Here is a 21,915-nt window from a genome sequence, read left to right on the forward strand (position 1 = left end):
CCGCGGCCGTGATTAAAAGGTATCCGGCGGACGCTACGGGGGCAGTACGGCTCCCGGCACAGTTCACTCCAGCACGGTTTTCTCCTTCGTCACGACCTCCACGTCCGTGATCCGCGTGTTCGGATAGTCGCCCGTCACGTCCTTCTCGGCGGCCTTCACCATGTCCCAGACCGTGTTCAGACCCGTTGTTACGCCCTCTAGCGCCTCCATCTCGCAGCCTGTCTTCCCAGTCGTCTCGACGGCGACCTCCAGTTCGATTCGGTCGTCGGACACCGTGAAGTCGGTGTCGACGTTCGTGATCGGGATCTGGTGGCACATCGGGATCGTCTCCCAGGTGTGTTTCACCGCCTGCACCGCGCCGATCCGGGCGGTCGCGAGCACGTCGCCCTTCTTGACCTCGTTGCCGCGGACGGCCTCGACGGTCGACTCGGTGAGATGGATCGTCCCGCGCGCGACGGCGCGACGCGCGGAGTCCGGCTTCTCGCCGACGTTCACCAGCTGCACGTCGCCCGCGTCGTCGGTGTGGGTCAGGTCGTCGTCGGCCCGCGCGTCGCGGTCGGGGGTGGACTCGTCGTCGCTCATGTCACTCCCCTTCGTCGCGGAGGGCTTGTGGGATCCGGTCCGGGAGATCCGACGCCGCGAGACCGTCGCCGAACTCGTCGGCGGCGGCGTCGCCGGCGCGGCCGTTCGCCCACGCCGCGAGCGCGGCCGCCTGGAGCGACGAGTCGACCTGCGCCGCGAGCGCGCCCGTCACGCCCGCGAGCACGTCGCCGGTGCCGCCGACGGTCATGCCCGGGTTACCGGTGCGGCCGACGCGGGTTTCGGCGCCGTCGCTGATCACGTCGTGCCGACCCTTCACGAGCAGCGTGTGGCCCAGTTCGCCGGCGAACTCGCGGACGAGGTCGGCGCGCTCGCGCCAGTCGCGGGCGGTCTCGCCGCCCATCGTTCGCAGTTCGCCCTGGTGCGGGGTACAGATTAGCTCCGCCTCCGTGTCGACCTCCGGGACGACCTGCAGCGCGTCGGCGTCGACGACTGCGCGGCCGTCGTAGCCGGCGAGGAACTCGGCGACGGCCTCCAGCGTCGCGTCGTCGCTGCCGAGTCCGGGGCCGAAGACGGCCGTGTCCTGGTCGGCCGCGCGGTCGAGCAGGTCGGCGACGTGCCGCGGCGCGAGGCGGTCGCCGTCGAACCCGCGGACAATGAGGTCCGGACCGTACCCCTGTATCTCGCGGGCGACGGGGACGGGGCACGCCACTCGGACGAGGTCGGCGCCGGCGCGGAGCGCGGCGCGGGCGGCCAGCGCGGGGGCGCCGGTGTAGGGGCCGCCGCCGACCACGAGCACCTCGCCGTTGTCGCCCTTGTGGGAGTCGGCATCGCGGCCCAGCGCCAGCAGGTCGCCGGGGCCGACGAACGTCTCGGCGGCGTCGGGGATACCGATGTCCGCGACCGTCACGTCGCAATCGAGGCTCGCGAGGCCCGGCTTGTCGTCGTGGAAGGTGACGACCGCGTCGGCGTCGACGGCGGTGCCGGCGGCCTCGCCGGTGTCGGCGTCGACGCCGGAGGGCACATCCACGGAGACGATGGGAACGTCGGCGGCGTTGAGTCGGCGCGCGACGGTCGCCTCCGGTTCGCGCAGCGCGCCGGTCACGCCCGTGCCGAGCATCGCGTCGACGACGAGGTCCGGACCGTACTCGTCGAGGTCGAACTCGCGGGAGTCGGTGATGGTCCGCGCAGGGAGATCGCTCTCGACGAGCGCGTCCCAGTTCTCGCGGGCGATGTCGGTGCGGATCGTCTCCGGTCGGCCGAGGAGGAGCGCTTCGGTCTCGAACTCGTCGAGAAAGCGCGCGGTGACCATCGCGTCGCCGCCGTTGTTGCCGCGCCCGCAGACCAGGAGGACCCGATCGTCCGGGGCCGCCCGCTCGCCGACCGCGCGGGCGACGGCGTTGCCCGACGACTCCATCAACTGCTCGGTCGAGACGCCGAGCGCCGCGGCGTTGCGGTCGACCATCGCCATCCGCTCGGAGGAAATCATGTGTCGGCTCCGAGTTCGGCGGGGAACGGGTAAAGCGCGGGGGTGGACCCGGTGAGACGTGACCTCACCCGCGGGCGGAGTGGCCGCCGGAGGAAGCAGTACCGTGTGACGTTCGTCCCACCAGTGTTCTCAAGTATTCCATCGCTGTGAACACGGTATGAGCAAGCACCGGTGGCTGTTCGCGTGGGGACTCGGTTCGATCGCCGCGGGTGTCGCGTCGTTGCTGGTCCCGCTCTACGTCGTTCAGCTCGGGGGCGATCCGTTCGAACTGGGCCTGCTCGGTGCCGTCGCCGCGTTCATCGGGACCCCCGGTGCGATCGTCTGGGGCCGCCTCGCCGATCGGACATCGAACTCGCGCGGGATCATTCTGTTCAGCCTCGGCGGCGTCGGCGTCCTCCTGGGTGTGATGCCGCTGTTCTCTTCGATTCCGGCACTCATCGTCGCGAACGCGCTTCTCTGGCTCGTGTTCGCCGCTGCGGGACCCGTACTGACACTGCTCGTCGTCGCTGATTCGCCCGAACGGGAGTGGAATCGAGAGATCGCACTCCTCAACACGTATCAGGGGTACGGCTGGGCCGGTGGGCTGTTGCTCGGGATCTGTTGGTCCCTCACGGTCGGTCGGCAGTTCACGCCCGCGTTCACACAGCAGTCCCTGTTCGTGTTCAGTGGAAGCACCGCCTTGCTCGCCGCAGTCCTCTTCGGTCGCTGGATGCCGGCACCATCACGGCGGCAACTCGACCGGATCGACCCCGAACGGGTCGCACGGATCCTCTCGATCGGCCGACGAGGTATCCGCGGGGCGACGTTCGTCTTCAACCCAAACCGGCTGTACTGGTCGACTCGAACCCTGCACCCGAAGCGTCTCGCCAGCAAGTTCACGGCCACGCTCGCGGTGTACTTCCTCGGCGTCGTCCTCTTTTTCGTCGGTTTCTCGGCCTTTTTCGCGCCGCTTCCCCCTGTACCTCACCGGCGTTGGGTTCTCCTCGGATCTCGTGTTCGGTCTCTATCTCGTCTCCAGCCTCGGCGCGGCGGCGTTCTACACCGGTGCGGGGAGGCTCAGTAGTCGATTCGATCTCAGAGTCCTCCAAACGGGCGCACTGGGGGTTCGCGGTCTCGCGATGCCGCTCGTCGCCGTCGTCGGTGCAGCGCTCGCCGCCAGTGTCGTCGGTACGATCCTCTCGGCACTCCTGTTCGTCCTCATCGGCGTCTCCTGGGCGGTGATCGCCGTGACCGCCGGGACGATCGTTACACGGGTGGCACCCGCGGCTGTCCGGGGCGAAGCACTGGGGATGTACGCTGCGCTCTCAGCCCTCGCCGGCGGTATCGGGAGTGTCGGTGGTGGCGCGCTCGCCAATCGAGTTGGGTTTACAACCGCGTTCGTCGTGGCAGGCGTCGTCATCGTGGCCGGCGCGGGGGTCGTCCTGTCGCTGCACCAGATCTCGTCGCGGACGAAGATCACACTGGATACCCCTCACGGGACCGAAGCCGGTTCAGTCAATCCCCCCACGGACGACTGAACGAGCGTCTCCGAACCCGGGATCACGTCGAGTCCGGTCTCGGCTGCCGACCTACCGCGACATCGATCCTACTGCGACTGCCGGTACACGAGGTTGCGCTGCACCTCGCTGGCGCCCTCGTAGATCACCGGGATGCGCACGTCGCGGTAGACGCGGGCGATGCGGCGCTCGGTGAGGATCGAGCGCCCGCCGTGGAGCTGCATCCCGCGCTCGGCGCAGTCGACGGCCGTCTCCGTCGACTTGAGCTTCGCCATCGCCGCCCACAGCCCGGCGTTGTCGCCCTCGTGGAGCTTTTCGGCGGCGCGCCAGTTGAGCGACCGCGCAGCCTCGAACTCGGTGCGCATGTCCGCGAGGTCGTGTTGCACCGACTGGAACTCCGAGATGTTGCGGTCGAACGCCTCCCGGTCGTGGACGAACTCCCACGCCTCCTCGATGGCCGCGGCGGCGAGGCCGATGCCGTGGCCGCCGACGACGACGCGGCCGTGATTGAAGAAGTCCGCGAGCATGTAGAAGCCGCCGCCCTCGGCGCCGATCAGGTTCTCCTCGGGGACGAAGCAGTCCTCCATCACGATGTGGCCCTGCTTGGAGGCGCGCATCCCCATCTTCTCGGGGATGTGCTCGGCCTCGTAGCCGTCGCGGTCGGTCTCCACGATGAACAGCGAGTAGTTGCCGTAGCGGTCGTCGGAGTCGCCGGTCTTCGCGTAGACGGTGAGCCAGTCCCCCTCGACGGCGTTGCCGACCCAGTACTTCTCGCCGGTGAGCTCGTAGCCGCCGTCGACCTTCTCCGCCTTCGTGGTCATGCCCGCGAGGTCCGAGCCCGTCTGCGGCTCCGACACCGCCAGCCCGGAGATCTGGTCGCCCTCGGCGACCGGGCGGACGTACTCTTCGCATTGCTCGTCGGTGCCGTAGTCGTAGACGAGTTCGTTGCCGAAGGAGGCCAGCATCATCGTCAGGCCGATCCCGGCGTCCGCGCGGTAGAACTCCTCGGCGATGGCGAGCATCTGGTAGATGTCGAGTCCGCGGCCGCCGTACTCCTCGGGGATGTCCTGCCCGACGAGGCCGGCCTCCTGTCCGGCCTCCAGCACCTCCCACGGGTAGTCGTCGGCCGCGAAGTGCTCCTGCGCGACCGGTGCGATGTGCTCCTCGGCGAACTCTCGCGCCTCCCGCTTCACGTCGCGCGCGTGTTCGGGGACCAGTGATTCATCCAGTAGACCCAGGCCCGTGTTCATGGATAGCACTCGGGAACCCTGCATCATAACCTCCGTGGAACGGTCGACCCGGGGTTTCGCGTTTACCGACCGGCTGGCGCCTACCGAAGGCGATCCTACTCCTCGTCGGACTCGTCGCCGCCGTCGGACTGCTCGGCGCTGCCCGCGCCGTCTGCGTCGCCCGCGCCGTCTGCGGGTTCGCGGCCGACGGACGCGGTCGCGGTGTCGTCGCCCTCGCGGGCGCGTTCGAGCAGGTCGCGCACCGCCGGTCGCTCGACGGTTCCGGAGACGGTCCGGGGGATCTCGTCGGCGAACGCGATCGTGCGCGGGATCTTGAACCCCGCCAGTCGCTCGCGGCAGAACGACTCGACCGACGCGGCGTCCAGCTCCGAGTTGTCCGCTGCGGCGACGAGCGCGGCGACGCGCTCGCCCCACTCCTCGTCCGGCAGTCCCGCGACCGCGACATCGTCGACCTCGGGGTGCTCGCGGAGGGCCGCGGCGACCTCGCCGGGGTCGACGTTCTCGCCCCCCGAGATGATCCGGTCGTCGAGGCGGTTGAGCACGTACACGTAGCCGTCCTCGTCGCGGTAGCCCCCGTCTCCGGTCCGCAGCGCGCCGTCGTCGGTCAGGGCGGCGTCGGTCGCCGCCTCGTCGCGGTAGTACCCCGCGGCGATCGACGGGCCGGAGACGACGAGTTCGCCCGTCTCGCCGGCCGGCAGCGTCGCGCCCTCCTCGTCGCGGACGGACACGTCGGTCCACAGCAGCGGCCGCCCGACGGTGCCGACGCGGTCGAACGCCTCCCGGGGGCGCGCGGTCGCGATCTGGGAGGCCGCCTCCGTCATCCCCCACGTCGGGTGGACCGGGATCGAGTAGTCGCGGCAGCGCTCGATCAGCGCGTCGGGCGCGGGCGCGCCCCCTAACAGCACCGCGCGCAGCGAGTCCGGGAGCGTCCCGCGGGCGTCGAGCATCCGCGAGAGCATCGTCGGCACGAGCGAGACGCCCGTCGCGTCGTAGCGGCGGATGTCGTCGACGGCGCCGCCGGGGTCGAACGACTCGCGGAGGACGACGCTCGTCCCGTACAGCGTCGCCCGGTACAGCGGCATGATCCCGCCGGTGTGGTGCAGCGACAGCGTCGCGAGGTAGCGGTCTTCGGGGAGGACGCCCAGACGGAACGCCGAGGCCGTCGCCGACGCGAGGACGTTCCCCACCGTCAGCGGCACGAGCTTCGGGCTCCCGGTCGTCCCCGACGTGAACAGCATGACGAGCGTATCGCCCCGGCCCCAGCGGACTTCGGGGACCTCCCCGTCGGGCGCCGCCTCGACGCCGACGACGCGGTCGTCGGCCGGGTCGTCGAGCGAGACGACCGGTACGGGGGAGTCACTCGACGCGGCCACCTCCGCCGCGTCGGCGGGGCGGTCGTCCACCCGGGCGGGCTCGAAGCCGTCGACCGACCGCCACCCCGTCGCAGCCGGGTCGTCGGGATCGGAGTCGGCGTCACCACCGCCCTCGCGTCCCCCGCCGCCGAGGGCGGCCTCGACGGCGACGGCCTCGGTGTCGTCGCCGCACACCAGCGCCGTCGCGTCGGCGGCCGCGAGCTTCGGCGCCAGTTCCGCGGCCGTGAGCCGATCCGAGCAGGGGACGAGCCGGACCCCCAGCCGCATCGCGGCATGGACGAGCGCCACGTACGCCGCGCGGTTGCCGAGGACGACCGCGAGGTGGTCACCCGGTTCGATCCCCAACCCGGCGAATCGGGACGCCAGCTCCTCAGCGCGGGCGTCGAGGTCCGCGTACGTCAGCGACTCCCCGGAGTCCGCAAGCACGAGCGCTTCCGCGTCCGGCGTGGCGGCGACCCGGTGGGAGAGCCAGTCGCGCATGGAACCGAGATGAACCCCGTCCCACTACGCTCTTTCCATCCGACCGACGCGGGCGAGTCGGACCCGGCCGGAGTCTCGGCCGCTCAGTCGTCCGACCCGGCCGCTCCGCGACCGGTGGCGTTCCCGTGCTCGCGCTCGTCGCCACCGGGGGCGCCGTGGCCACCGCGAGCGCGCCGCCCCTTTCGTTCGCCCTCGCTCTCGCCTTCGTTCTCCCTCCCGCTTTCACCCTCGCCCTCGCCCCCGTCTTCGCCCCCCTCGAACTCCGGCGGGTCGATGCCGGTATCGCTCGTCACGGGCAGGTCCGGCCGACCGGCGTTCGACCGGGGATCGTCCACGACGCCGCTCCCGACGCGGATCTCGGCGTCCAGCGACGCCAGGAGGTCGTTCACCCGGGCCCGGTCGGCCGTCCGGTCGGCCAGCACGACGACCGCACCGCCCCCGCGGGCGTACCGCCGCAGGGCCGCGAGCTCGTCGCCGTCGTACGCCTCGGTAGGGGCGGAGACGATGACGGCCCGCCCGCGGGCCAGTTCGCCCATCGAGAGGGTGTTGTACTGCGTGAACCCCACGTCGAGCCCCTCCAGATACCGCTGGAAGAACGCGGCGTCCTCGGCGCAGACGCTCTCCTCGGCGGCGAACTGGCCGTGACCGCCGTCGATGAGCACCTCGCCGGCCCGCTCGGTCAGCGCCCCGATGACGCCCGCGGTGAACTGGAAGTAGTCGTAGGCGCTCGGGTCGTCGATCGGGGTGTCCGCCTCGTCGTAGTCCTCGTCGACGGTCTGTGCGCCCACGAGCGCGACCCCGGCGTCCTCGTCGACGGCGGCCAGCGGCGCGTTCGGTCGCGACGCAGAGGAGGCAGCACGTGCGATCACCTCGCCGCCCTCGCCGGGGTCGACGGGGACCGCCTTCGGGAACAGCACGTCACGGACGCGCGAGGGCTGGGTCGGCGGGGCGGCGTCGACATCGCTCTCTGCCCACACGCCCAGGCCTCGCTTGCGCGCGACCCGCTCGATCTCGACGAACGCGTCGTGTCTCGTCAGTCCGGAGTCGTACACGCGGGCGTACCCCTCGGCGATTGCGCGACGGTTGTACAGCGTGTCGCGCGCGCCGTCGCCGTCGGCGTCGTACCGGAGGTAACACAGCAGCCGACCGAAGTTCCCGCGGACGCCCTCCTCGGGGTCGAACGAGAGCTCGACGGTCGCGCCCGCGAGCTGGTCGACCGCCCACGCCTCGGCGGCCGCGCCCGTCGAGAGGAGGTATTCGAGCGAGTCGATCCCCTCCCACTCCGCGGGGAGCTCGGGACCGGCGACGGTCTCGGGCGTGTCGATGCCGAGCAGGCGGACGGTGTCAAAGTAGTCCGGCACGCCGTCGCGCGGGATCCGCACGTCGACCGTGTCGCCGTCTGTGACCCGAACGACCTCCGCGGTGTACGTCCGGCTCGGGTCGACCTCGAAGCCGAGCCCCGGACGGTTCGCGAACAGGCCGGCGTAGTCGGCGTCGAACCGGTCGGTGGTCGGCACGAAGCCGACGCCCGCGTTGTTCGTCTCGTCGATCACCTGGTCGTCGTTGAACCGGAACCCGAGATCGAGCGCGGCCGCGACCTCGTTGAGGTTCCCGGTCGCGTCGAAGTCGCCGAAGTCCGACTGGTGGAACACGAGCAGCCCGCCGCCGTTCGCGACGAACGTCGCCAGCGCGTCGCGCTCGGGAGCGCTGAACCCCTCGCTCGGCGAGGTGACGATCGCGGCGTCGGCCGTCGAGAGCGCGCCCGCGAAGTCGCCGTCTGCGCCCGTCGCCTCGACGGCGTACCCGTTCGACTCGGCGTACTGGATGAAGGCCGTGTGCTTTTCGGCGTCGTAGAACTGGCCGTGCGTCTCGTCGAACACGACCGTCCCCGAGCCCGCGACGCGGTCGAGGGCGTTCAACACGACCTCCTCGTTGCCGAAGGTGAAGTCGGTCCCGTTCTGGACGGTCGGCGCGCCGAAGCCGACGACCCCGCCGTCGACGCCGACCAGCGGGATCGGGCGGTCATCGGGGTAGTCCACGGCGGCCTCCGCGCCGCCGTTGCCGTCCTCGTTGACGTTCACGGCGGTCGACTCCGCGCGCACCGCGACGAACTCGGCGTCGGCGGCCGCCGGCGTTCCGTCCGCACCGAGCAGACTCGCCGTCGAGTCGAAGACCAGTCGACCGATCCGATCGCTGTTCGTCGATTCCGCACGAGCGCCCGTCGACCCGACCGCGAGCGCCCCCGCGCCCGCGCCGACCGCGCCGAGGAAGTTGCGTCGTTGCACGGGCGGATCCGACGACGGCCGGGACATAATTCTGTCGTCGAGATGCTACAAATAATGACGGAGCGCTCCCGTGACAAAACGTGTCATTCGAAGGGATCAGTGCTCGACGAACTCCACGAGGACGCCGCCGGTGTCGCGCGGGTGGCAGAAGGCGACCTCGTGGCCCCAGGCCCCCGGTCGCGGCTCCTCGTCGATCAACTCGACCCCGAGGTCGCGGGCGCGGTCGAGCGCGCCCGCGATGTCGTCGGTGGCGAACGCGAGGTGGTGGATCCCCGGCCCGTCGCGGTCGAGGTAGCGGGCGATCGTCCCGTCCTCATCGAGCGGTTCGAGCAGTTCGAGGTAGGAGTCGCCCAGATCGAGGAACACGACCGCCATCCCGTCGAACTGCTCCTCGTGGGCGATCGCACAGCCGAGGAGGTCCGCGTACAGCGCGGCCAGGTCGGCGGCGTCGTCGGTCGCGATCCCGGCGTGGTCGAGGTGCATACCCGGCGATACGACGCCCGGAGAATAAATCCGTCCGCCTCGGGCGTCGCCCGCAAGCAGGCCGTCGGACTACTGGCCGGGCTTGTACTCGCCGAACTCCTCGCGCATCACGTCCGCGATCTCGCCGACGGTCGCGTACGCCTTCACCGCGTCGACGATGTGCGGCATCACGTTCGCGTCGCCCCGACAGGCGTCCCGCAGCGACGCGAGCGCGTCCTCGACCGCCTCGTCGTCGCGGTCCTCACGAAGCGCCTGCACGCGGTCGACCTGCGCTTGCTCCTCCTCCTCGGAGACGTCCTCCAGGTCGACGTGGCGGTCCTCCTCCTCGACCTCGAACTCGTTGACGCCGACGATGATCCGCTCGCCCTCCTCGATCTCGCGCTGGCGCTCGAAGGCCGTGTCCTGGATCTGTCGCTGGACCCACTGGCTCTTGACGCCGTCGAGCATCCCGCCGCGGCGATCGACCTCCTCCATGATCTCGAACGCCTCCGCCTCGATGTCGTCGGTGAGGCTCTCGACGTAGTAGCTCCCCGCCAGCGGGTCGATGGTGTCGGCGGCGCCGGACTCGTGGGCGAGGATCTGCTGGGTCCGCAGCGCCGTCCGAACCGACTGCTCGGTCGGCAGCGACAGCGCCTCGTCTTTCCCGTTGGTGTGGAGCGACTGCGTGCCGCCGAGGACGGCCGCCAGCGCTTGGTAGCTGACGCGCACGACGTTGTTCTCGATCTGCTGGGCGGTGAGCGTCGACCCGGCGGTCTGGGTGTGGAACTTCAGCTGCTTCGACTTGGGGTTCTCGGCGCCGAAGCGTTCCTCCATGATCTCCGCCCACATCCGGCGGGCCGCACGGAACTTCGCGACCTCCTCGAAGATGTTGTTGTGTGCGTTGAAAAAGAAGGAGAGCTGCGGCGCGAACTCGTCGACATCGAGCCCGGCGTCGACGGCGGCCTGCACGTACTCGATACCGTCGCCGAGGGTGAACGCGATCTCCTGGGCGGCGGTGGAGCCGGCCTCGCGAATGTGATACCCCGAGATGGAGATGGTGTTGAAGCTGGGGACCTCCTCGGCGCAGAACTCGAAGATGTCCGTGATCAGCCGCATCGACTGCTCCGGCGGGTAGATGTAGAGGTTGCGCGCGATGTACTCCTTCATGATGTCGTTCTGGATGGTGCCGCGCAGCTCCTCGCGGTCTACCCCCTGTCGGTCGCCGACGGCGATGTACATCGCCAGCAGGATCGACGCGGGCGCGTTGATCGTCATTGACGTGGACACCTCGTCCAACGGGATGCCGTCGAAGACGCGCTCGAAGTCCGCCAGCGAGTCGATGGCGACGCCCGATTTCCCCACCTCGCCGGCGGCCATCGCGGCGTCGGAGTCGTACCCCATCTGCGTCGGGAGGTCGAACGCCATCGACAGCCCCGACGAGCCCTGGTCGATGAGGTAGTTGAACCGCTCGTTCGTCTCCGCTGCGGTGCCCATCCCGGCGTACTGGCGCATCGTCCATAGGCGCCCGCGGTGCATCGTCGGGTAGACGCCGCGCGTGTACGGCTCCTCGCCGGGGAAGCCAACGTCGTCCTCGTAGTCGAGGTCGGCCACGTCGTCCGGGGTGTACAGGCGCTTCACGTCCTGCCCGCCGGTGTCGGTGGTGAACTCCTCCTCGCGCTCCCCGAAGCGGTCGAGCGTCGGGGAGAGAGTCTCCTCCTCCCACTCCCGCTTGCCCTCGCGGATGGCTTCGAGATCGTCGGGGTCGAACATGAGCGATCCATCACGCGCCCGCGGCTTAAGCGGACTGGAGCCGACACCGCTGTAGCGCCACACTGCCGCAGCACCACAGCGCCGCACCGCCGCACCGCCGCACCGTCGCACCGCCGATCGCAGGGGGGCGCCGCCGCGTCGTGTCGGGATTTATGTGGCTCCCGTCGCTGTGACTGCCCATGCAACTCGCTCCGATGCAGGCCGCGCTCACCGCGGCGTACGTGTTCCACACCCTGTTCGCCGGCCTCTGGGTCGGCGCGGTCGTGCTCACCGCCTGGAAGGTCCTCCCGCTCGCGAAGGACGGCGACGTGACCCCCGAACTGCTCGGGGGCGTCGCCGCCGGCGTCTCCCTCATCACTCGGATCGGCGCAGTCGTGTTCGTCGCGACCGGCGGCCACATGGCCGCGACGGTGTACGGCGCCGAGGGGCTGTTCGCGCCGCCGCGCGGCCACGTCGTGCTCACGATGCTGACGCTGTGGCTCGTCATGACCGGCCTCGTCGAGGTCGGTGGGAGCAAGATCCGCTCAGCGCTCGACGAGGGGAAGGTACGCACCGCCGCTCGCGACGCCGGGACGTTCTACAATGCCGCCGCCGTCGTCGGCTTCGTTCTGCTCGTGCTCGGCGGCTACCTCGCCGCCTGACGGCGGTTCGACCGGGTCGCTCACCCGGCTCACTCCGACCGCCCCCTCTCGAAACCAAACAGTACGAGTGGTCGAAGTCGTAGCGGTATCCTCCCGGCGTGTCCTCGTCCCCCTCCGCGTTCCTCTCGATAAGCCCACGGCGACCCACTCCCGGCGGCGACCTCCGCGTTCGGGGCGTGCTGGGTCCGGCGGTGAGATACAAGTCGCGGGCCACCGACCGCCGTGCATGGTCCTGTCAGATGACATCGCGCGGTTCGTCCGCGCGACCGGCCCCGAGCACACCGACGTGCAGGCGCGAATGGCCGCCTTCGCCGACGAGCACGACTTCCCGAACATCGGCCCGGAGTCGGGCGCCGTCCTCCGCCTGCTCGCGCGCCTCACCGACGCCGAGACCGTCTTCGAGTTCGGCTCCGGCTTCGGCTACTCTGCGTCGTGGTTTCTCCGCGGAGGCGCCGACCGGGTGGTCCTCACGGAGTTCGACGCCGACGAACTCGGTCAGGGTCGCGCGTTCATGACCGATGCCGGGCTCGCGGACCGCTGCGTCTTCGAGGAGGGCGACGCGATGAAGACGGTCGAGCGCTACGACGGCCCGTTCGACGTGGCGCTCGTCGACCACCAGAAGGAGCGCTACGCCGACGCCCTCCGCGCCGTCCGCGACAAGATCTCCACCGGCGGCGTCGTCGTCGCTGACAACGTGATGCGCGGCCCCATCGACTTCGACGCGCTGCTCGCGCACGCCGAGGCCACCGGCGGCCGTGGCGACGCCGGCGGCGACCCGGACGCGCTCGCGGGAGCGAACGACGAGACGCACGGCATCGCGGCCTACCTCAACGCCGTCCGCGACGACTCCGCCTTCGAGACGGTGGTCCTCCCCGTCGGCTCCGGACTCGCCGTGAGCACGAAGACGCCGTGAGCGCCGACCTGGCACCGCGAAGGTTCAAATCAGATACCGGGACTAGCCCCTGCGTGCGCTGAACCCTGCCCCGTCGCGTGCAGCGGGTGTGCGACACGGCGCGACGGGAGTGACCTCGACGTATCGGTGTCGTCTGTCAGCCCTACCGAACCCGAAGCTCGACCGCTCCCAGCGACGCGAATGCGGCGGTGACGGTCTCCTCTGGCTCGACGGCGAGCGGTTCGGTCAGTGACCCGGTCGAGACGAGTGCCCCCGCCGGGAGGCCGCCGGCGGTCTCAGCGAGCCACGCGAGCGCCGCCAGCGGGTCGCCGAGCACCTCGTCTCCCGCGCCTGATGCGACCGCCTCACCGTCGACGCGGAGTGTCACCGACTCCGTTGAGGTCGAGCGTCCGTTCGGGGCAGCGTCGTCGCCGACGACGATCCCGGCGTCGAGGCAGTTGTCGGCCACCGCCAGCGGCGCGTCGAAGCGCCAGTCGGTCCGACTGTCGACCAGTTCGACGGCCGGAACGACCGCTGAGATCGCCCCGCGTGTCGCCGTCCGCGAAGCGTCCGCAGAGAGATCCGAGCCGAGCCGGAACACGATTTCCGGCTCGACGCGGAGCCCGACGTACTCGTCGAGACGGATCGTCGCGGGCGAGCGAGCGAGCGTGTCCGCAAGCAGTCGCCCGTATCCCGGCTCGGCGACGCCGAGGTCCGCCTGCACTCGCTGGTTGGTGAACCCAATCTTGTAGCCGATCGGGTTGCCTCGGCGGTCGCTGAGCCGTGCGATCAGCCGCTCTTGCACCCGATAGCCGTCGGCGAGGGAGTCGATTCGGGGGAATCCATCCGGTGAAACGGGCGTCGCCGTCCGGTGTGCGGCCGCGAGCGCGTCCGTGACCTCGTCGGCGTCGTCGGGCGTCACCGTTGGCTGCCGGGCTGCGGGTCGACGTGTGGCTCGGGCATGAGGTCCGCGAACGGCTGCGCGTCGATCCACTCCAAGAGGTGCACGAGCTGCCCGCTCGCCGCCTCGAACAGCTCCTCGCCCGTCTCGGGCGTCGCGTCCGTCTGGTCGCCGAAGACGCCGTTCTCTGAGTTGTCCGCCGAGTCGTAGAAGGTCCGCGATCCGAACTGCCGTGCGTCGGCGTCCGCGAAGTCGACGATACCGCCGTCGCGGGCCGCCTCCAGGCGGTCCGCTCGCACCAACTCCTCGGCGATGTGCATGACCATCGCCGTTTCCTTCGGTCCCCCGTGGGGGCCGTTGTGCTCGAATATCTCCGAGACGAGATCCGGGATCGACTCGTCCCACATCCACTCGACCGCGAACGCCGTCTCGTCTCGACGGAGCCGTCTGCCGACCTCGCGGAGATGCTGGGCGTTTCCCCCGTGGGCGTTCACGTACACGATCCGGTCGATCCCGTGGTACGCGAGGTTGCGGGAGAAGCTCTCGACGTAGTCGCGGAAGACCTCGGGCTCGACCCACATCGTGCCGTGGAACTGCCGGTGATGCTCGGAGACGGCGATCCGAACGGGCGGTGTGCACAGGAAGCCGGTCCGGTCGGTCGCCTCTTTGGCGAGCGCCTCGGCGATGAGGTAATCCGTCGCGAGCGGCAGGTGCGGCCCGTGCTGTTCGGTCGAGCCGAGCGGGACGACCGCGACCGACTCCTCGGCGACGTAGTCGCCCAACTCCGGCCACGTCTGGTGTGCGAGGTACACGAGGCGTGGAAGGACCGCGAGAGGCATGAAACGCGGGGATGCCGGCACGGCCGCGGTTTTGCGGAGTCTGTCCGACTCCACGCCGAGTGCCGCCAGCGACCGCTTCGCCACGCTTTTGCTCGCCGCGAGCGACGCCTCGGGTATGTTCGGAGGCGGCGGGATGAACCCGCGCAAGATGCAGAAGATGATGAAGCAGATGGGCATCGACGTAACGGAGATCGACGCCGAGGAGGTCGTCATCCGCACGGGCGATGAGGAGCTCGTGTTCGACGGCGCCCAGGTCACGCGCATGGACGCCCAGGGTCAGGAGACGTACCAGATCGTCGGCGAGCCGACGACGCGGGAACTCGGCGCCGGTGACGCCGGCGCGGAGGACGGCGAGGCCGCGGCCGACGACGACGCCACGGACGCCGCCGGCTCGGCCGACGCCGGCGGCGCGCCCGACGAGGACGTGCAGCTCGTCGCGACCCGCGCCGGCGTGAGCGAGGCCGACGCCCGGGAGGCGCTCGACGCCGCGGACGGCGATCTCGCCGCGGCCATCTCCAGCCTGGAGTGAGTTCGTACCTCCTCGTTCACGCCGAATCGGACCGGGAGTATCTCCGCGGCCCCGGCGAGGAGCTCCAGACCGACCTCGGCGTGCTGGAGGTGCCTGTCGACGTTGCCCACGGCGACGTGTTGGAGACGCATCTCGGCGAGGCGTTCCACGTCCGGCGCCTCCGCGGCCCAGATCTGTTCAACCACTTCGAGCGCACCGGCGCGCCGATGATGCCGCGCGACATCGGGCTCGTCATCGGGCACACCGGCGCACAGTCGGGCGATCGCGTCCTCGACGCAGGCACCGGAACCGGCGTGCTCGCGGGCTACCTCGGCAGGATCGGCGCGGACGTGACCACCTACGAGATCGATCCGGAGTTCGCCGAGAACGCTCGCGCCAACATGGAGCTGGGCGGGGTGAGCGACCGCGTCGAGGTTCGGACCGGCGACCTCACCGACGACCTCGACGACCTCACCGACGGCGACCCGTTCGACCTGATCACGCTGGACACCGCGGACGCCGCCGAGGTCGTCGACCGCGCGCTAGATCTGCTCGTCCCCGGCGGCTACGTCGCGGTCTACACGCCGTTCGTGGAGGACGCGCGAGACACCGAACTCGCCGCGCGGGACGCCGGCCTCGGCGGCGTGGAGACGCTGGAGACGATCCAGCGCGAGCTCACGGTCGACGAGCGCGGCACGCGACCGAGCACAGCGGGAGTCGGCCACACCGGCTACCTGCTGTTTGCTCGCCGCACCGAGTGAAAATCCAACGCCACGGATCCTGAAAACTGAAGTCGGAGTGTTGCGCATTCGCCGATATGACGACCGGCTCCCCGTCAGCGCTCGCGGCCCAGACGCTGGCCGCCGCCTCCGATGTCCTCGCCGTCGGCCCGTCGCCGGCGCTCGCCCGCGGGATGATCCGTTCGCTCACGCGAACCGACCGAGCGCCCGGTGATCCCGCCGGTGACGATCGAGCGACAGCAGGTCCCGACGAAACGCGTCTCCGTTCTCCTCTGCACGCCCGAGACCGCGGAGGCGACGTTCGCCGACTTCTTGATCGCCACCGCGGCCGTCGACGTCCGTTCGGCAGGTCGGTTCGCGGTTCGCACCGCCCCCAATATCGACGCGAACGTGAGTGTCGCTGACGGGACCGTGCGCGCCCATGTCGGACTCGCCGACGGCGACGAGGACGCGTCACCGAGCGGTGCTGTCGACGGATCGTCGACCTACGGCGTCGTCGTGGGTGACGACGAACGGCTTGTCGAGGCGGTCGCAGGCGCATACAGGTCTCGGTGGGACGACGCCGAGACGTACCCGCTGGAGGTACCGGGGCGCGCGAGGATCGCGGAGTCGTTCGCCGATCGGTGGCCCGCCGCCGCCGAGACCCTCGGCGATCTGTGGCGGGCCGCCGACGAGCTCTCCCGAACGGGGCCGTTCGATCCGGCCGCGGTGTGCGTCCTCGTCGGCGCGCGCCACGAGCTGTTGGCGATGTCCGTCAGCGAGTAGGTCGAGGAGATTGGTCACACCAGTCGAACGGAGATCGCCCGCACGAAAGCCCGGCTCGTGGAGACCGGGCTCGTCGACACCGACGCCGAGGTCTCGGGCGTCGGGAGGCCCCGACACCGCCTCGTCCTCGGCGACTCCGTGCCGGACGGGGCGACCGGTGCCGACCTTCTGGCCCGCGGACGAGCAGCGCTGTGCGAGTGAGCGTCGGCGGACGCTGACCGTCGCCCCAACGGGAACACCGATAAGTCGGTTCAAACCGTTCGTTCCGGTAGGAATGCGCGCCGACGACATCACCGAGTCCCGTCGGGGGGAGGCGACCACGTGGCCCGACTTCGGCATCGCGCTGTATGAACGACTCACGGGTCGCGGCGCTGCGATCAGCTACACGTTCGACGACCTCGAGGTGGACGTGCCACGCAGCGCCGACGAGGACGCCGAACACGCCCATTGGCGGCTCAACGGAACGCTCCGAATCTCATCGAGCGAGCGCGAGGCCGGCGAGGAGTGACGGCGAGAACCGACGACTCGGACGACTCGGAGGACCCAGAGGACCTGGAGGACCCCGTCGCCGTCGGCGATCTCCGGATCGCCGTCGATCTCGAAGCGACCGTCGACGGTGCTCGGATAGACATCCGATCGGGCGACGGCCGGATCGACGTGGAGACCGACCGCGTGCGGGCGCTCCGTGCGATCGGATCGCTGCGTGAGGTGCTCCCCGACCGGGTGGAGCGATCGCTCGACCGCGTTCCCATCGGTGTCCACGTCGATGGGGTGGAGGTGGCGCGCGCCGACCCCGACGTTCCGGCGGGGCCGCTCGCTCGCGCGCTCGGCGTCGCTCCGGTGCGACTCGACGTGCGGGGGCTCGCGCTCGTGGCGCTCCGCGGGCGGTGGTGAGGGGTCCCTCGTGACTGCCCGTTTTCGGTCACTCCGTTGCCCGCATCAGCGAGAACAGTTCACCTCGGAAACGGTCCGGATCGAGCGCCTCCGCGAGCGCGTCGTCGACCCGCTCGTCGGGTGCGGTTCGAACGGCCGTCGGGTACGCCCCGCCGACGAGCAGGTACATCCCGGACGACGGACGCACGGCGGCCCAGCCGCGCGCCCGAACGCCGACGCCGTCGAGACGACACAGCGCCTCGTACCCGGCGACCCGCGAGCCGTCGTGGAGCGCCTCCTCGGCGGCCTCGGCGTCCGCGCGGTCGGTCCGGCGAACGCCCTCGAACCCGCGGTCGCCGATGGTGTCGGCGAAGCCCGCGTGCGCCCGGTTGGCGACGAGCTTCGTGAGCGCCGGTGACGGCCCGGTCGCCGGCGACACCGCGAGCCGACTCGCGACGAAGAAGCGCCACAGTCGGTCGAGTCCAGTCGACTTGCGGATCCGATCGCGGAGCGCGCGGTCCTCGTACACGACGGTCGCGGCCTCGACGGTGACGACCGCGGCGTCGAACGCCGTCGTCTCCCGGCGCTCCGCCTCGCGCCAGCCGCCCTCGGCGAGGGCGTCTGCGGGCACCGACGGGAAGGGACTCGACATGCGTCGGGTCCGGTGTCGGCGCCGACCGGAATAATTGTGTGCGTGCGGTCGGCCCCCGACCCCCGTCTCCCGGCCCATCGCGAGCGTGAGCGCCGACGGCGTCGTCGCCCGCGAACCCGCCGAGTCGGTGACTTTAACCGATATCCACCCGCACATTCAACAAATGGCTTTTGAGGACCTACTGGAAGACCCTGTTATCCAGAAGTACCTCCACGAGCTCGTCGGCCCGACGGGGATGCCCGTCGCGGCGGCCCCGCCGGACGGCGAGGTCACCGACGAAGAGCTCGCCGAGGAGATGGGACTGGAGTTGAACGACGTGCGTCGCGCGCTGTTCATCCTGTACGAGAACGACCTGGCGTCGTACCGGCGCGTCCGCGACGAGGACTCCGGCTGGCTCACGTACCTGTGGACGTTCCACTACGAGAACATCCCCGAGAACCTCGAAGAGGAGATGCACCGGCTGCTCGACGGGCTCGAACAGCGCCGCTCGTATGAGTCCGACCACCAGTTCTACCTGTGTGAGGTCGACTCGATCCGCTTCGAGTTCGAGGAGGCGATGGAGTTCGGCTTCGAGTGCCCCGAGTGCGGCTCGCCGCTGGAGTCGATGGAGAACTCCCGGCTCGTCGAGGCGATGGAGTGGCGCATCGACCAGCTGCGCGACGAACTCAACGTCGACCGCGAAGCCGAGGCTGAAGCCTAAATGGTCGTTCTCGCGACCAAGTGCTACGTCTCCGGCGAGGCGCGCGAGCGCGCGCTCGACGGAATGGGCTCGCTCGTCGCCAACGAACTCGGCGACCTCGATGTCGAGTTCGACGTGGGAGTGCGCCACGACGACTTCATCTCCGTGACCGTCTCCGGCGACGACGAGACGGTCGCCCGCAACGTGCTCCGCGAGGAGTGGGGAGAAATCACCGACCACTTCACCGACGGCGAGACGTACGTCGGCACGCTCGAAGGCTGGGACGAAGACGGGTTCGTCCTCGACGCCGGCATCGAGGTCCGCGTCCCCGCCGAGGGGCTCGGGCTCGGCACCGGCTCGCCCGAACAGGTCCGCGACCGCTTCGGCATCGTTCAGCACCTCTCCCTGCGGTTCGTCTACGACGAGGACGGCGACCACGAGCTCGCCGACGCCGAGCGCGACCGCCTGTACGACTGGACGCGCGGACAGGGCCGCGTGAACGTCAACTCCGCGACCCGCGCGGAGGTGCGCGCGACGGTCAACCGGGCTGGCCACGCGAACGACATCGTCACCGTCGAGCGCCTTGGCCTGCTCGAACAGAGCATCATCTGTCGCGAGAACACGGACGCTCCCGGCCTCCTGGCGTCCATCGGCGGCTACCTGCCCTCCGAACTGAAGGCGGTCATCCCGCAGTAGCATGGCCCGACGGAGACGACTCCTCGCGCTCGTGGCGCTGGCGGGCATGCTCGCGCTGTCGGGGTGTGTCGGCTTCTTCGGCGGCGGGTCCGTCTCCGACGAGCGGCTCGACCAATCGCCGCCGGGCGGCGAGTACGACTGGAACAAGAGCGTCGACTCCGGGGTGAACGCACACATCACGATCCACGAGAACGCGACGTTCTCGGCGGTGTATGCCGTGAACGGTAGCGAGGTCGAACTGTACCGCCGCGACGGCCTCGGGGGAACGACCCCGCTGAGCGTGCGCGCCGTGCGCTACCGCTACCCCAACGGGACCGTGATCACCGGGTCGGAGTTGGCCGAGCGCGGCGCCGTCGAGCGCACCCGCGACGTGGTCCGCATCGACTTCCCCGGAGAGGGCGACGCGGACGGCGACCGCGTGGCGTTCACCGCCGGGTCGACGCCCAAACGGTTCGCGCTTCCCACGTACGTGCAGGGCTCCTACGAGGTCGTCCTCCCGCCGAACCGCCGCGTGTCGCTGCCGGTGTTCGGCGACGTGAGTCCCGGCGGCGCGACCACCTCAGTCGACGAGGAGAACAGACTGCACGTCCGCTGGGACGACGTGCAGGCGCAGTCGGTGATCGTCCAGTTCTACCTCCCGCAGGACATCCGGATCTTCGGGGCGGTGTTCGCTCTCCTCGCGGTCGTCGGCGGCGGCGGCCTGCTGTACTACCGCCGACAGATCGACGCGCTGCGCGAGCAGCGCGAGGAACTGGGGCTTGACGTGGATACCGGCGACGACGACCTCGGCGACGACGGCCCGCCGCCGGGGATGCGCTGAGGCCTCCCGGGACCGCCCGGGATTCGACTCGCGACCCGCGGAACCGACGCCCATTTTCGCTCGCGGCCCCTCACACCGCCAATGACGAGCGACGCCCCCGCGCGCCTCGACGTTCCCGCAGGCGCCGACCTCCCGCCGCTGGCGCTGGACATCGACGGGACGCTGACGACGCCCGAGCACACGATCGACCCGCGCGCGTTCCGGGTGCTCCCTGAGTGGCCGGCGCCGGTCGTGCTCGCGACGGGCAAGTCGTTCCCGTACCCGATCGCGCTGTGTCACTTCGTCGGGATCCCCGAGCGGGTGATCGCGGAGAACGGCGGCGTCGTCTGCGTCGACGAGCAGGTGCGCATCGAGGGCGACGCCGAGCGCGTCGCCGCGGCGGCCGACGCCTTCCGCGAGCGCGGCGGGGAGTTGGGCTGGGGCGCCGCCGACACGACGAACCGCTGGCGGGAGACGGAGGTCGCCGCGCGCGTCACCGCCGACGAACAGCTGCTTCGCGGGGTCGCCGAGGAGTTCGACCTCGCCTTCCTCGACACGCAGTACGCGTACCACCTCACCGACCCCGACGTGAGCAAGGGGAACGGGCTCCGGGAGGCCGCGTCGATCCTCGACTGCGACCCCGATGCGTTCGTCGCCGTCGGCGACTCGATGAACGACGCGTCGACGTTCGCGGTCGCCGGCGAGAGCTACGCGCTTGCGAACGCGGACGAGGTCGCCAAAGACGCTGCCGCCGAGACGCTCGATGCCGGGTACATGGACGGAACGATGACCGTGCTCGCCGAGCTGATCGAGCGCGCGAGGACCGAAGGCTGAGCGACGGCCGACAGACGCGCTACGCGCCAAGGGGCGAGCCGCCGGGGGACGGCGCGTTCGCTACGCCTCGGTCGGCCCGTCGTCGAACGGGACGAACGAGCCGTTGATGTCCCACTCGTGGATGCAGTACACCTCGCCGACATCGCCGCCGTCGCCGACGACCCAGCTCCCGGTCGCGGCGTCGAACCGCTCCTCGCGGCCGCACCGCTCGCAGACGCGCGCTCGGGGGCGGCGGATTCGCGCAGACATATGCGTTCGTGGTCGACGGATCGTCTTAACGCTCTCGGGGGCGGCGCCGGACGGGTTCGCCGGTCGACGCCGACGGCCCGTCGCTCACGCCTGCCGGCCGCTCTCCGTCGCCCCGAGGCTCGCGAGCTCCGCGAGGTCCGCTGCGACGATCCGCTCGTCGTGCTCCCCGTCGCCGAACGCGGTGGTCTGCTCGCCGACCGTCTCGAACCCGTGGCGCTCGTAAAACGACAGCCCGACGCCGTTCTCCGCGAACACGACCGCCGAGATCCGATCGTGGTCGTCGACGAACCGGTGCGCGACCGCGCCCAGCAGCGCGGTGCCGACGCCCTCGCCCCACGCATCCGGAGCGACGTAGATCCGCCGGAGCACGACGTTGCCGACGCCGGAGTCGTAGCGTGCGTGGGCGAACCCCAGGAGCGACTCGGGGTCGACCCGTTTGTGCATCGGGTCTCCGCCGGCGTCGTCAGCCTCCGCCTCCGCGACGAGGAAGGTCCCCGCCGCGTCGACGTGGCGCCGGATTGTCTTGGGCGCGTACCACTCGTCCACGGTGGCGTCGATCGCCTCCTCAGACAGGAACTCGCCGTAGGCGGCGTGCCAGGAGCGGCGGGCGACCGCTGCGATCGCCTGGGCGTCGTCGCGGTCGGCCTCGCGGACGTGCATGGCGGCCCCTCGGCCGGGAGCGACTAAATCGCCGGGGGTCTT

At 70.5% G+C, this 21,915-nt stretch carries 26 protein-coding genes; 14 read left to right on the plus strand and 12 right to left on the minus strand.

Annotated elements, in window-relative coordinates; translation table 11 throughout:
• Positions 1-63 precede the first annotated feature (63 nt).
• Positions 64-582 (minus strand): cyclic pyranopterin monophosphate synthase MoaC, encoded by a 519-nt coding sequence (moaC, locus tag BUE16_RS10035; RefSeq protein ID WP_073309226.1) that lies wholly within the window; start codon positions 580-582, stop codon positions 64-66.
• A gap of 1 nt (position 583) precedes the next feature.
• Positions 584-2,029: a bifunctional ADP-dependent NAD(P)H-hydrate dehydratase/NAD(P)H-hydrate epimerase gene (locus BUE16_RS10040; RefSeq protein WP_073309228.1), complete on the minus strand. Its 1,446-nt coding sequence runs from the start codon at positions 2,027-2,029 to the stop codon at positions 584-586.
• Positions 2,030-2,186: 157 nt separating this feature from the next.
• On the opposite strand from BUE16_RS10040, the gene BUE16_RS10045 reads away from it, so the two are divergent.
• Both BUE16_RS10045 and BUE16_RS17225 read left to right on the plus strand, forming a co-directional pair.
• Positions 2,187-3,092, plus strand: a complete 906-nt coding sequence (locus tag BUE16_RS10045) for an MFS transporter (RefSeq protein WP_234972379.1) — start codon at positions 2,187-2,189, stop codon at positions 3,090-3,092.
• A 55-nt stretch (positions 3,093-3,147) separates the two neighbouring features.
• Positions 3,148-3,546, plus strand: a complete 399-nt coding sequence (locus BUE16_RS17225) for a hypothetical protein (RefSeq protein WP_234972380.1) — start codon at positions 3,148-3,150, stop codon at positions 3,544-3,546.
• A 68-nt stretch (positions 3,547-3,614) separates the two neighbouring features.
• On the opposite strand, the gene BUE16_RS10050 is transcribed toward BUE16_RS17225, so the two are convergent.
• From BUE16_RS10050 to BUE16_RS10070, 5 genes are all read right to left on the minus strand, one after another.
• Complete coding sequence (locus tag BUE16_RS10050) at positions 3,615-4,763, minus strand: acyl-CoA dehydrogenase family protein (RefSeq protein WP_073309600.1); 1,149 nt, start codon at positions 4,761-4,763, stop codon at positions 3,615-3,617.
• Between the two features lie 107 nt (positions 4,764-4,870).
• Positions 4,871-6,628 (minus strand): class I adenylate-forming enzyme family protein, encoded by a 1,758-nt coding sequence (locus BUE16_RS10055; RefSeq protein WP_073309230.1) that lies wholly within the window; start codon positions 6,626-6,628, stop codon positions 4,871-4,873.
• Between the two features lie 83 nt (positions 6,629-6,711).
• Complete coding sequence (locus tag BUE16_RS10060) at positions 6,712-8,913, minus strand: DUF4350 domain-containing protein (protein ID WP_159435756.1); 2,202 nt, start codon at positions 8,911-8,913, stop codon at positions 6,712-6,714.
• 96 nt (positions 8,914-9,009) lie between these two features.
• The gene (gene mce / locus BUE16_RS10065) at positions 9,010-9,396 is read right to left on the minus strand and encodes a methylmalonyl-CoA epimerase (RefSeq protein ID WP_073309234.1); all 387 of its coding nucleotides are present in this window, start codon (positions 9,394-9,396) and stop codon (positions 9,010-9,012) included.
• Positions 9,397-9,465: 69 nt separating this feature from the next.
• On the minus strand, positions 9,466-11,145 hold the full coding sequence (locus BUE16_RS10070) for an acyl-CoA mutase large subunit family protein (RefSeq protein WP_073309236.1): 1,680 nt from the start codon (positions 11,143-11,145) through the stop codon (positions 9,466-9,468).
• Positions 11,146-11,324: 179 nt separating this feature from the next.
• Between BUE16_RS10070 and BUE16_RS10075 the strand changes: the two genes are divergently transcribed.
• Together BUE16_RS10075 and BUE16_RS10080 are read left to right on the plus strand one after the other, a co-directional pair.
• Positions 11,325-11,786 carry a transporter gene (locus BUE16_RS10075; RefSeq protein WP_234972381.1) on the plus strand — a complete coding sequence of 154 codons (462 nt, stop codon included), beginning with the start codon at positions 11,325-11,327 and terminating at the stop codon, positions 11,784-11,786.
• Positions 11,787-12,012: 226 nt separating this feature from the next.
• Positions 12,013-12,699, plus strand: a complete 687-nt coding sequence (locus BUE16_RS10080; RefSeq protein WP_073309238.1) for an O-methyltransferase — start codon at positions 12,013-12,015, stop codon at positions 12,697-12,699.
• A gap of 142 nt (positions 12,700-12,841) precedes the next feature.
• Here the strand turns inward: BUE16_RS10080 and BUE16_RS10085 are convergent, their stop codons facing one another.
• Positions 12,842-13,600, minus strand: coding sequence for a 2-keto-4-pentenoate hydratase (locus BUE16_RS10085; protein WP_073309240.1), 759 nt, complete (start codon positions 13,598-13,600; stop codon positions 12,842-12,844).
• The gene (locus BUE16_RS10090; protein ID WP_073309242.1) at positions 13,597-14,391 is read right to left on the minus strand and encodes a creatininase family protein; all 795 of its coding nucleotides are present in this window, start codon (positions 14,389-14,391) and stop codon (positions 13,597-13,599) included. The genes BUE16_RS10085 and BUE16_RS10090 overlap by 4 nt, the downstream gene beginning before the upstream one ends.
• 142 nt (positions 14,392-14,533) lie before the next feature.
• Between BUE16_RS10090 and BUE16_RS10095 the strand changes: the two genes are divergently transcribed.
• From BUE16_RS10095 to BUE16_RS10115, 6 genes are all read left to right on the plus strand, one after another.
• Positions 14,534-14,947: a nascent polypeptide-associated complex protein gene (locus tag BUE16_RS10095; protein WP_073309244.1), complete on the plus strand. Its 414-nt coding sequence runs from the start codon at positions 14,534-14,536 to the stop codon at positions 14,945-14,947.
• Positions 14,944-15,687, plus strand: a complete 744-nt coding sequence (locus BUE16_RS10100; protein ID WP_073309245.1) for a methyltransferase domain-containing protein — start codon at positions 14,944-14,946, stop codon at positions 15,685-15,687. Before BUE16_RS10095 ends, BUE16_RS10100 begins: the two co-directional genes overlap by 4 nt.
• A 201-nt stretch (positions 15,688-15,888) precedes the next feature.
• Entirely contained in the window at positions 15,889-16,431 is a 543-nt protein-coding gene (locus tag BUE16_RS10105; protein WP_143165406.1) for a transcriptional regulator TbsP domain-containing protein, read from the plus strand.
• Positions 16,432-16,440: 9 nt separating this feature from the next.
• Entirely contained in the window at positions 16,441-16,632 is a 192-nt protein-coding gene (locus BUE16_RS17570) for a hypothetical protein (protein ID WP_449404994.1), read from the plus strand.
• A gap of 73 nt (positions 16,633-16,705) precedes the next feature.
• Positions 16,706-16,939: a hypothetical protein gene (locus BUE16_RS10110; RefSeq protein ID WP_073309249.1), complete on the plus strand. Its 234-nt coding sequence runs from the start codon at positions 16,706-16,708 to the stop codon at positions 16,937-16,939.
• Positions 16,936-17,325 (plus strand): hypothetical protein, encoded by a 390-nt coding sequence (locus BUE16_RS10115; RefSeq protein WP_073309251.1) that lies wholly within the window; start codon positions 16,936-16,938, stop codon positions 17,323-17,325. The genes BUE16_RS10110 and BUE16_RS10115 overlap by 4 nt, the downstream gene beginning before the upstream one ends.
• 28 nt (positions 17,326-17,353) lie before the next feature.
• Here BUE16_RS10115 and BUE16_RS10120 read toward each other — a convergent pair whose 3' ends face one another.
• Positions 17,354-17,956: a hypothetical protein gene (locus BUE16_RS10120; protein ID WP_073309253.1), complete on the minus strand. Its 603-nt coding sequence runs from the start codon at positions 17,954-17,956 to the stop codon at positions 17,354-17,356.
• A gap of 163 nt (positions 17,957-18,119) precedes the next feature.
• On the opposite strand from BUE16_RS10120, the gene BUE16_RS10125 reads away from it, so the two are divergent.
• The 4 genes from BUE16_RS10125 (at position 18,120) to BUE16_RS10140 (ending at position 20,964) form a co-directional block, all read left to right on the plus strand.
• Entirely contained in the window at positions 18,120-18,656 is a 537-nt protein-coding gene (locus BUE16_RS10125; protein WP_073309255.1) for a transcription factor, read from the plus strand.
• Positions 18,657-19,331, plus strand: coding sequence for a DUF2110 family protein (locus BUE16_RS10130; RefSeq protein ID WP_073309257.1), 675 nt, complete (start codon positions 18,657-18,659; stop codon positions 19,329-19,331).
• 1 nt (position 19,332) lies between these two features.
• Positions 19,333-20,151, plus strand: a complete 819-nt coding sequence (locus BUE16_RS10135; protein WP_073309259.1) for a DUF5803 family protein — start codon at positions 19,333-19,335, stop codon at positions 20,149-20,151.
• Positions 20,152-20,232: 81 nt separating this feature from the next.
• A complete protein-coding gene (locus tag BUE16_RS10140) occupies positions 20,233-20,964 on the plus strand; it encodes an HAD-IIB family hydrolase (RefSeq protein WP_073309261.1) in 732 nt (243 codons plus the stop codon).
• A gap of 60 nt (positions 20,965-21,024) precedes the next feature.
• On the opposite strand, the gene BUE16_RS10145 is transcribed toward BUE16_RS10140, so the two are convergent.
• Together BUE16_RS10145 and BUE16_RS10150 are read right to left on the minus strand one after the other, a co-directional pair.
• Entirely contained in the window at positions 21,025-21,213 is a 189-nt protein-coding gene (locus BUE16_RS10145; protein WP_073309263.1) for an HEWD family protein, read from the minus strand.
• 84 nt (positions 21,214-21,297) lie between these two features.
• A complete protein-coding gene (locus BUE16_RS10150) occupies positions 21,298-21,873 on the minus strand; it encodes a GNAT family N-acetyltransferase (protein ID WP_073309265.1) in 576 nt (191 codons plus the stop codon).
• Between the last annotated feature and the right edge of the window lie 42 nt (positions 21,874-21,915).

It is taken from the genome of Halobaculum gomorrense (genome assembly GCF_900129775.1).
Taxonomy (GTDB): domain Archaea; phylum Halobacteriota; class Halobacteria; order Halobacteriales; family Haloferacaceae; genus Halobaculum; species Halobaculum gomorrense.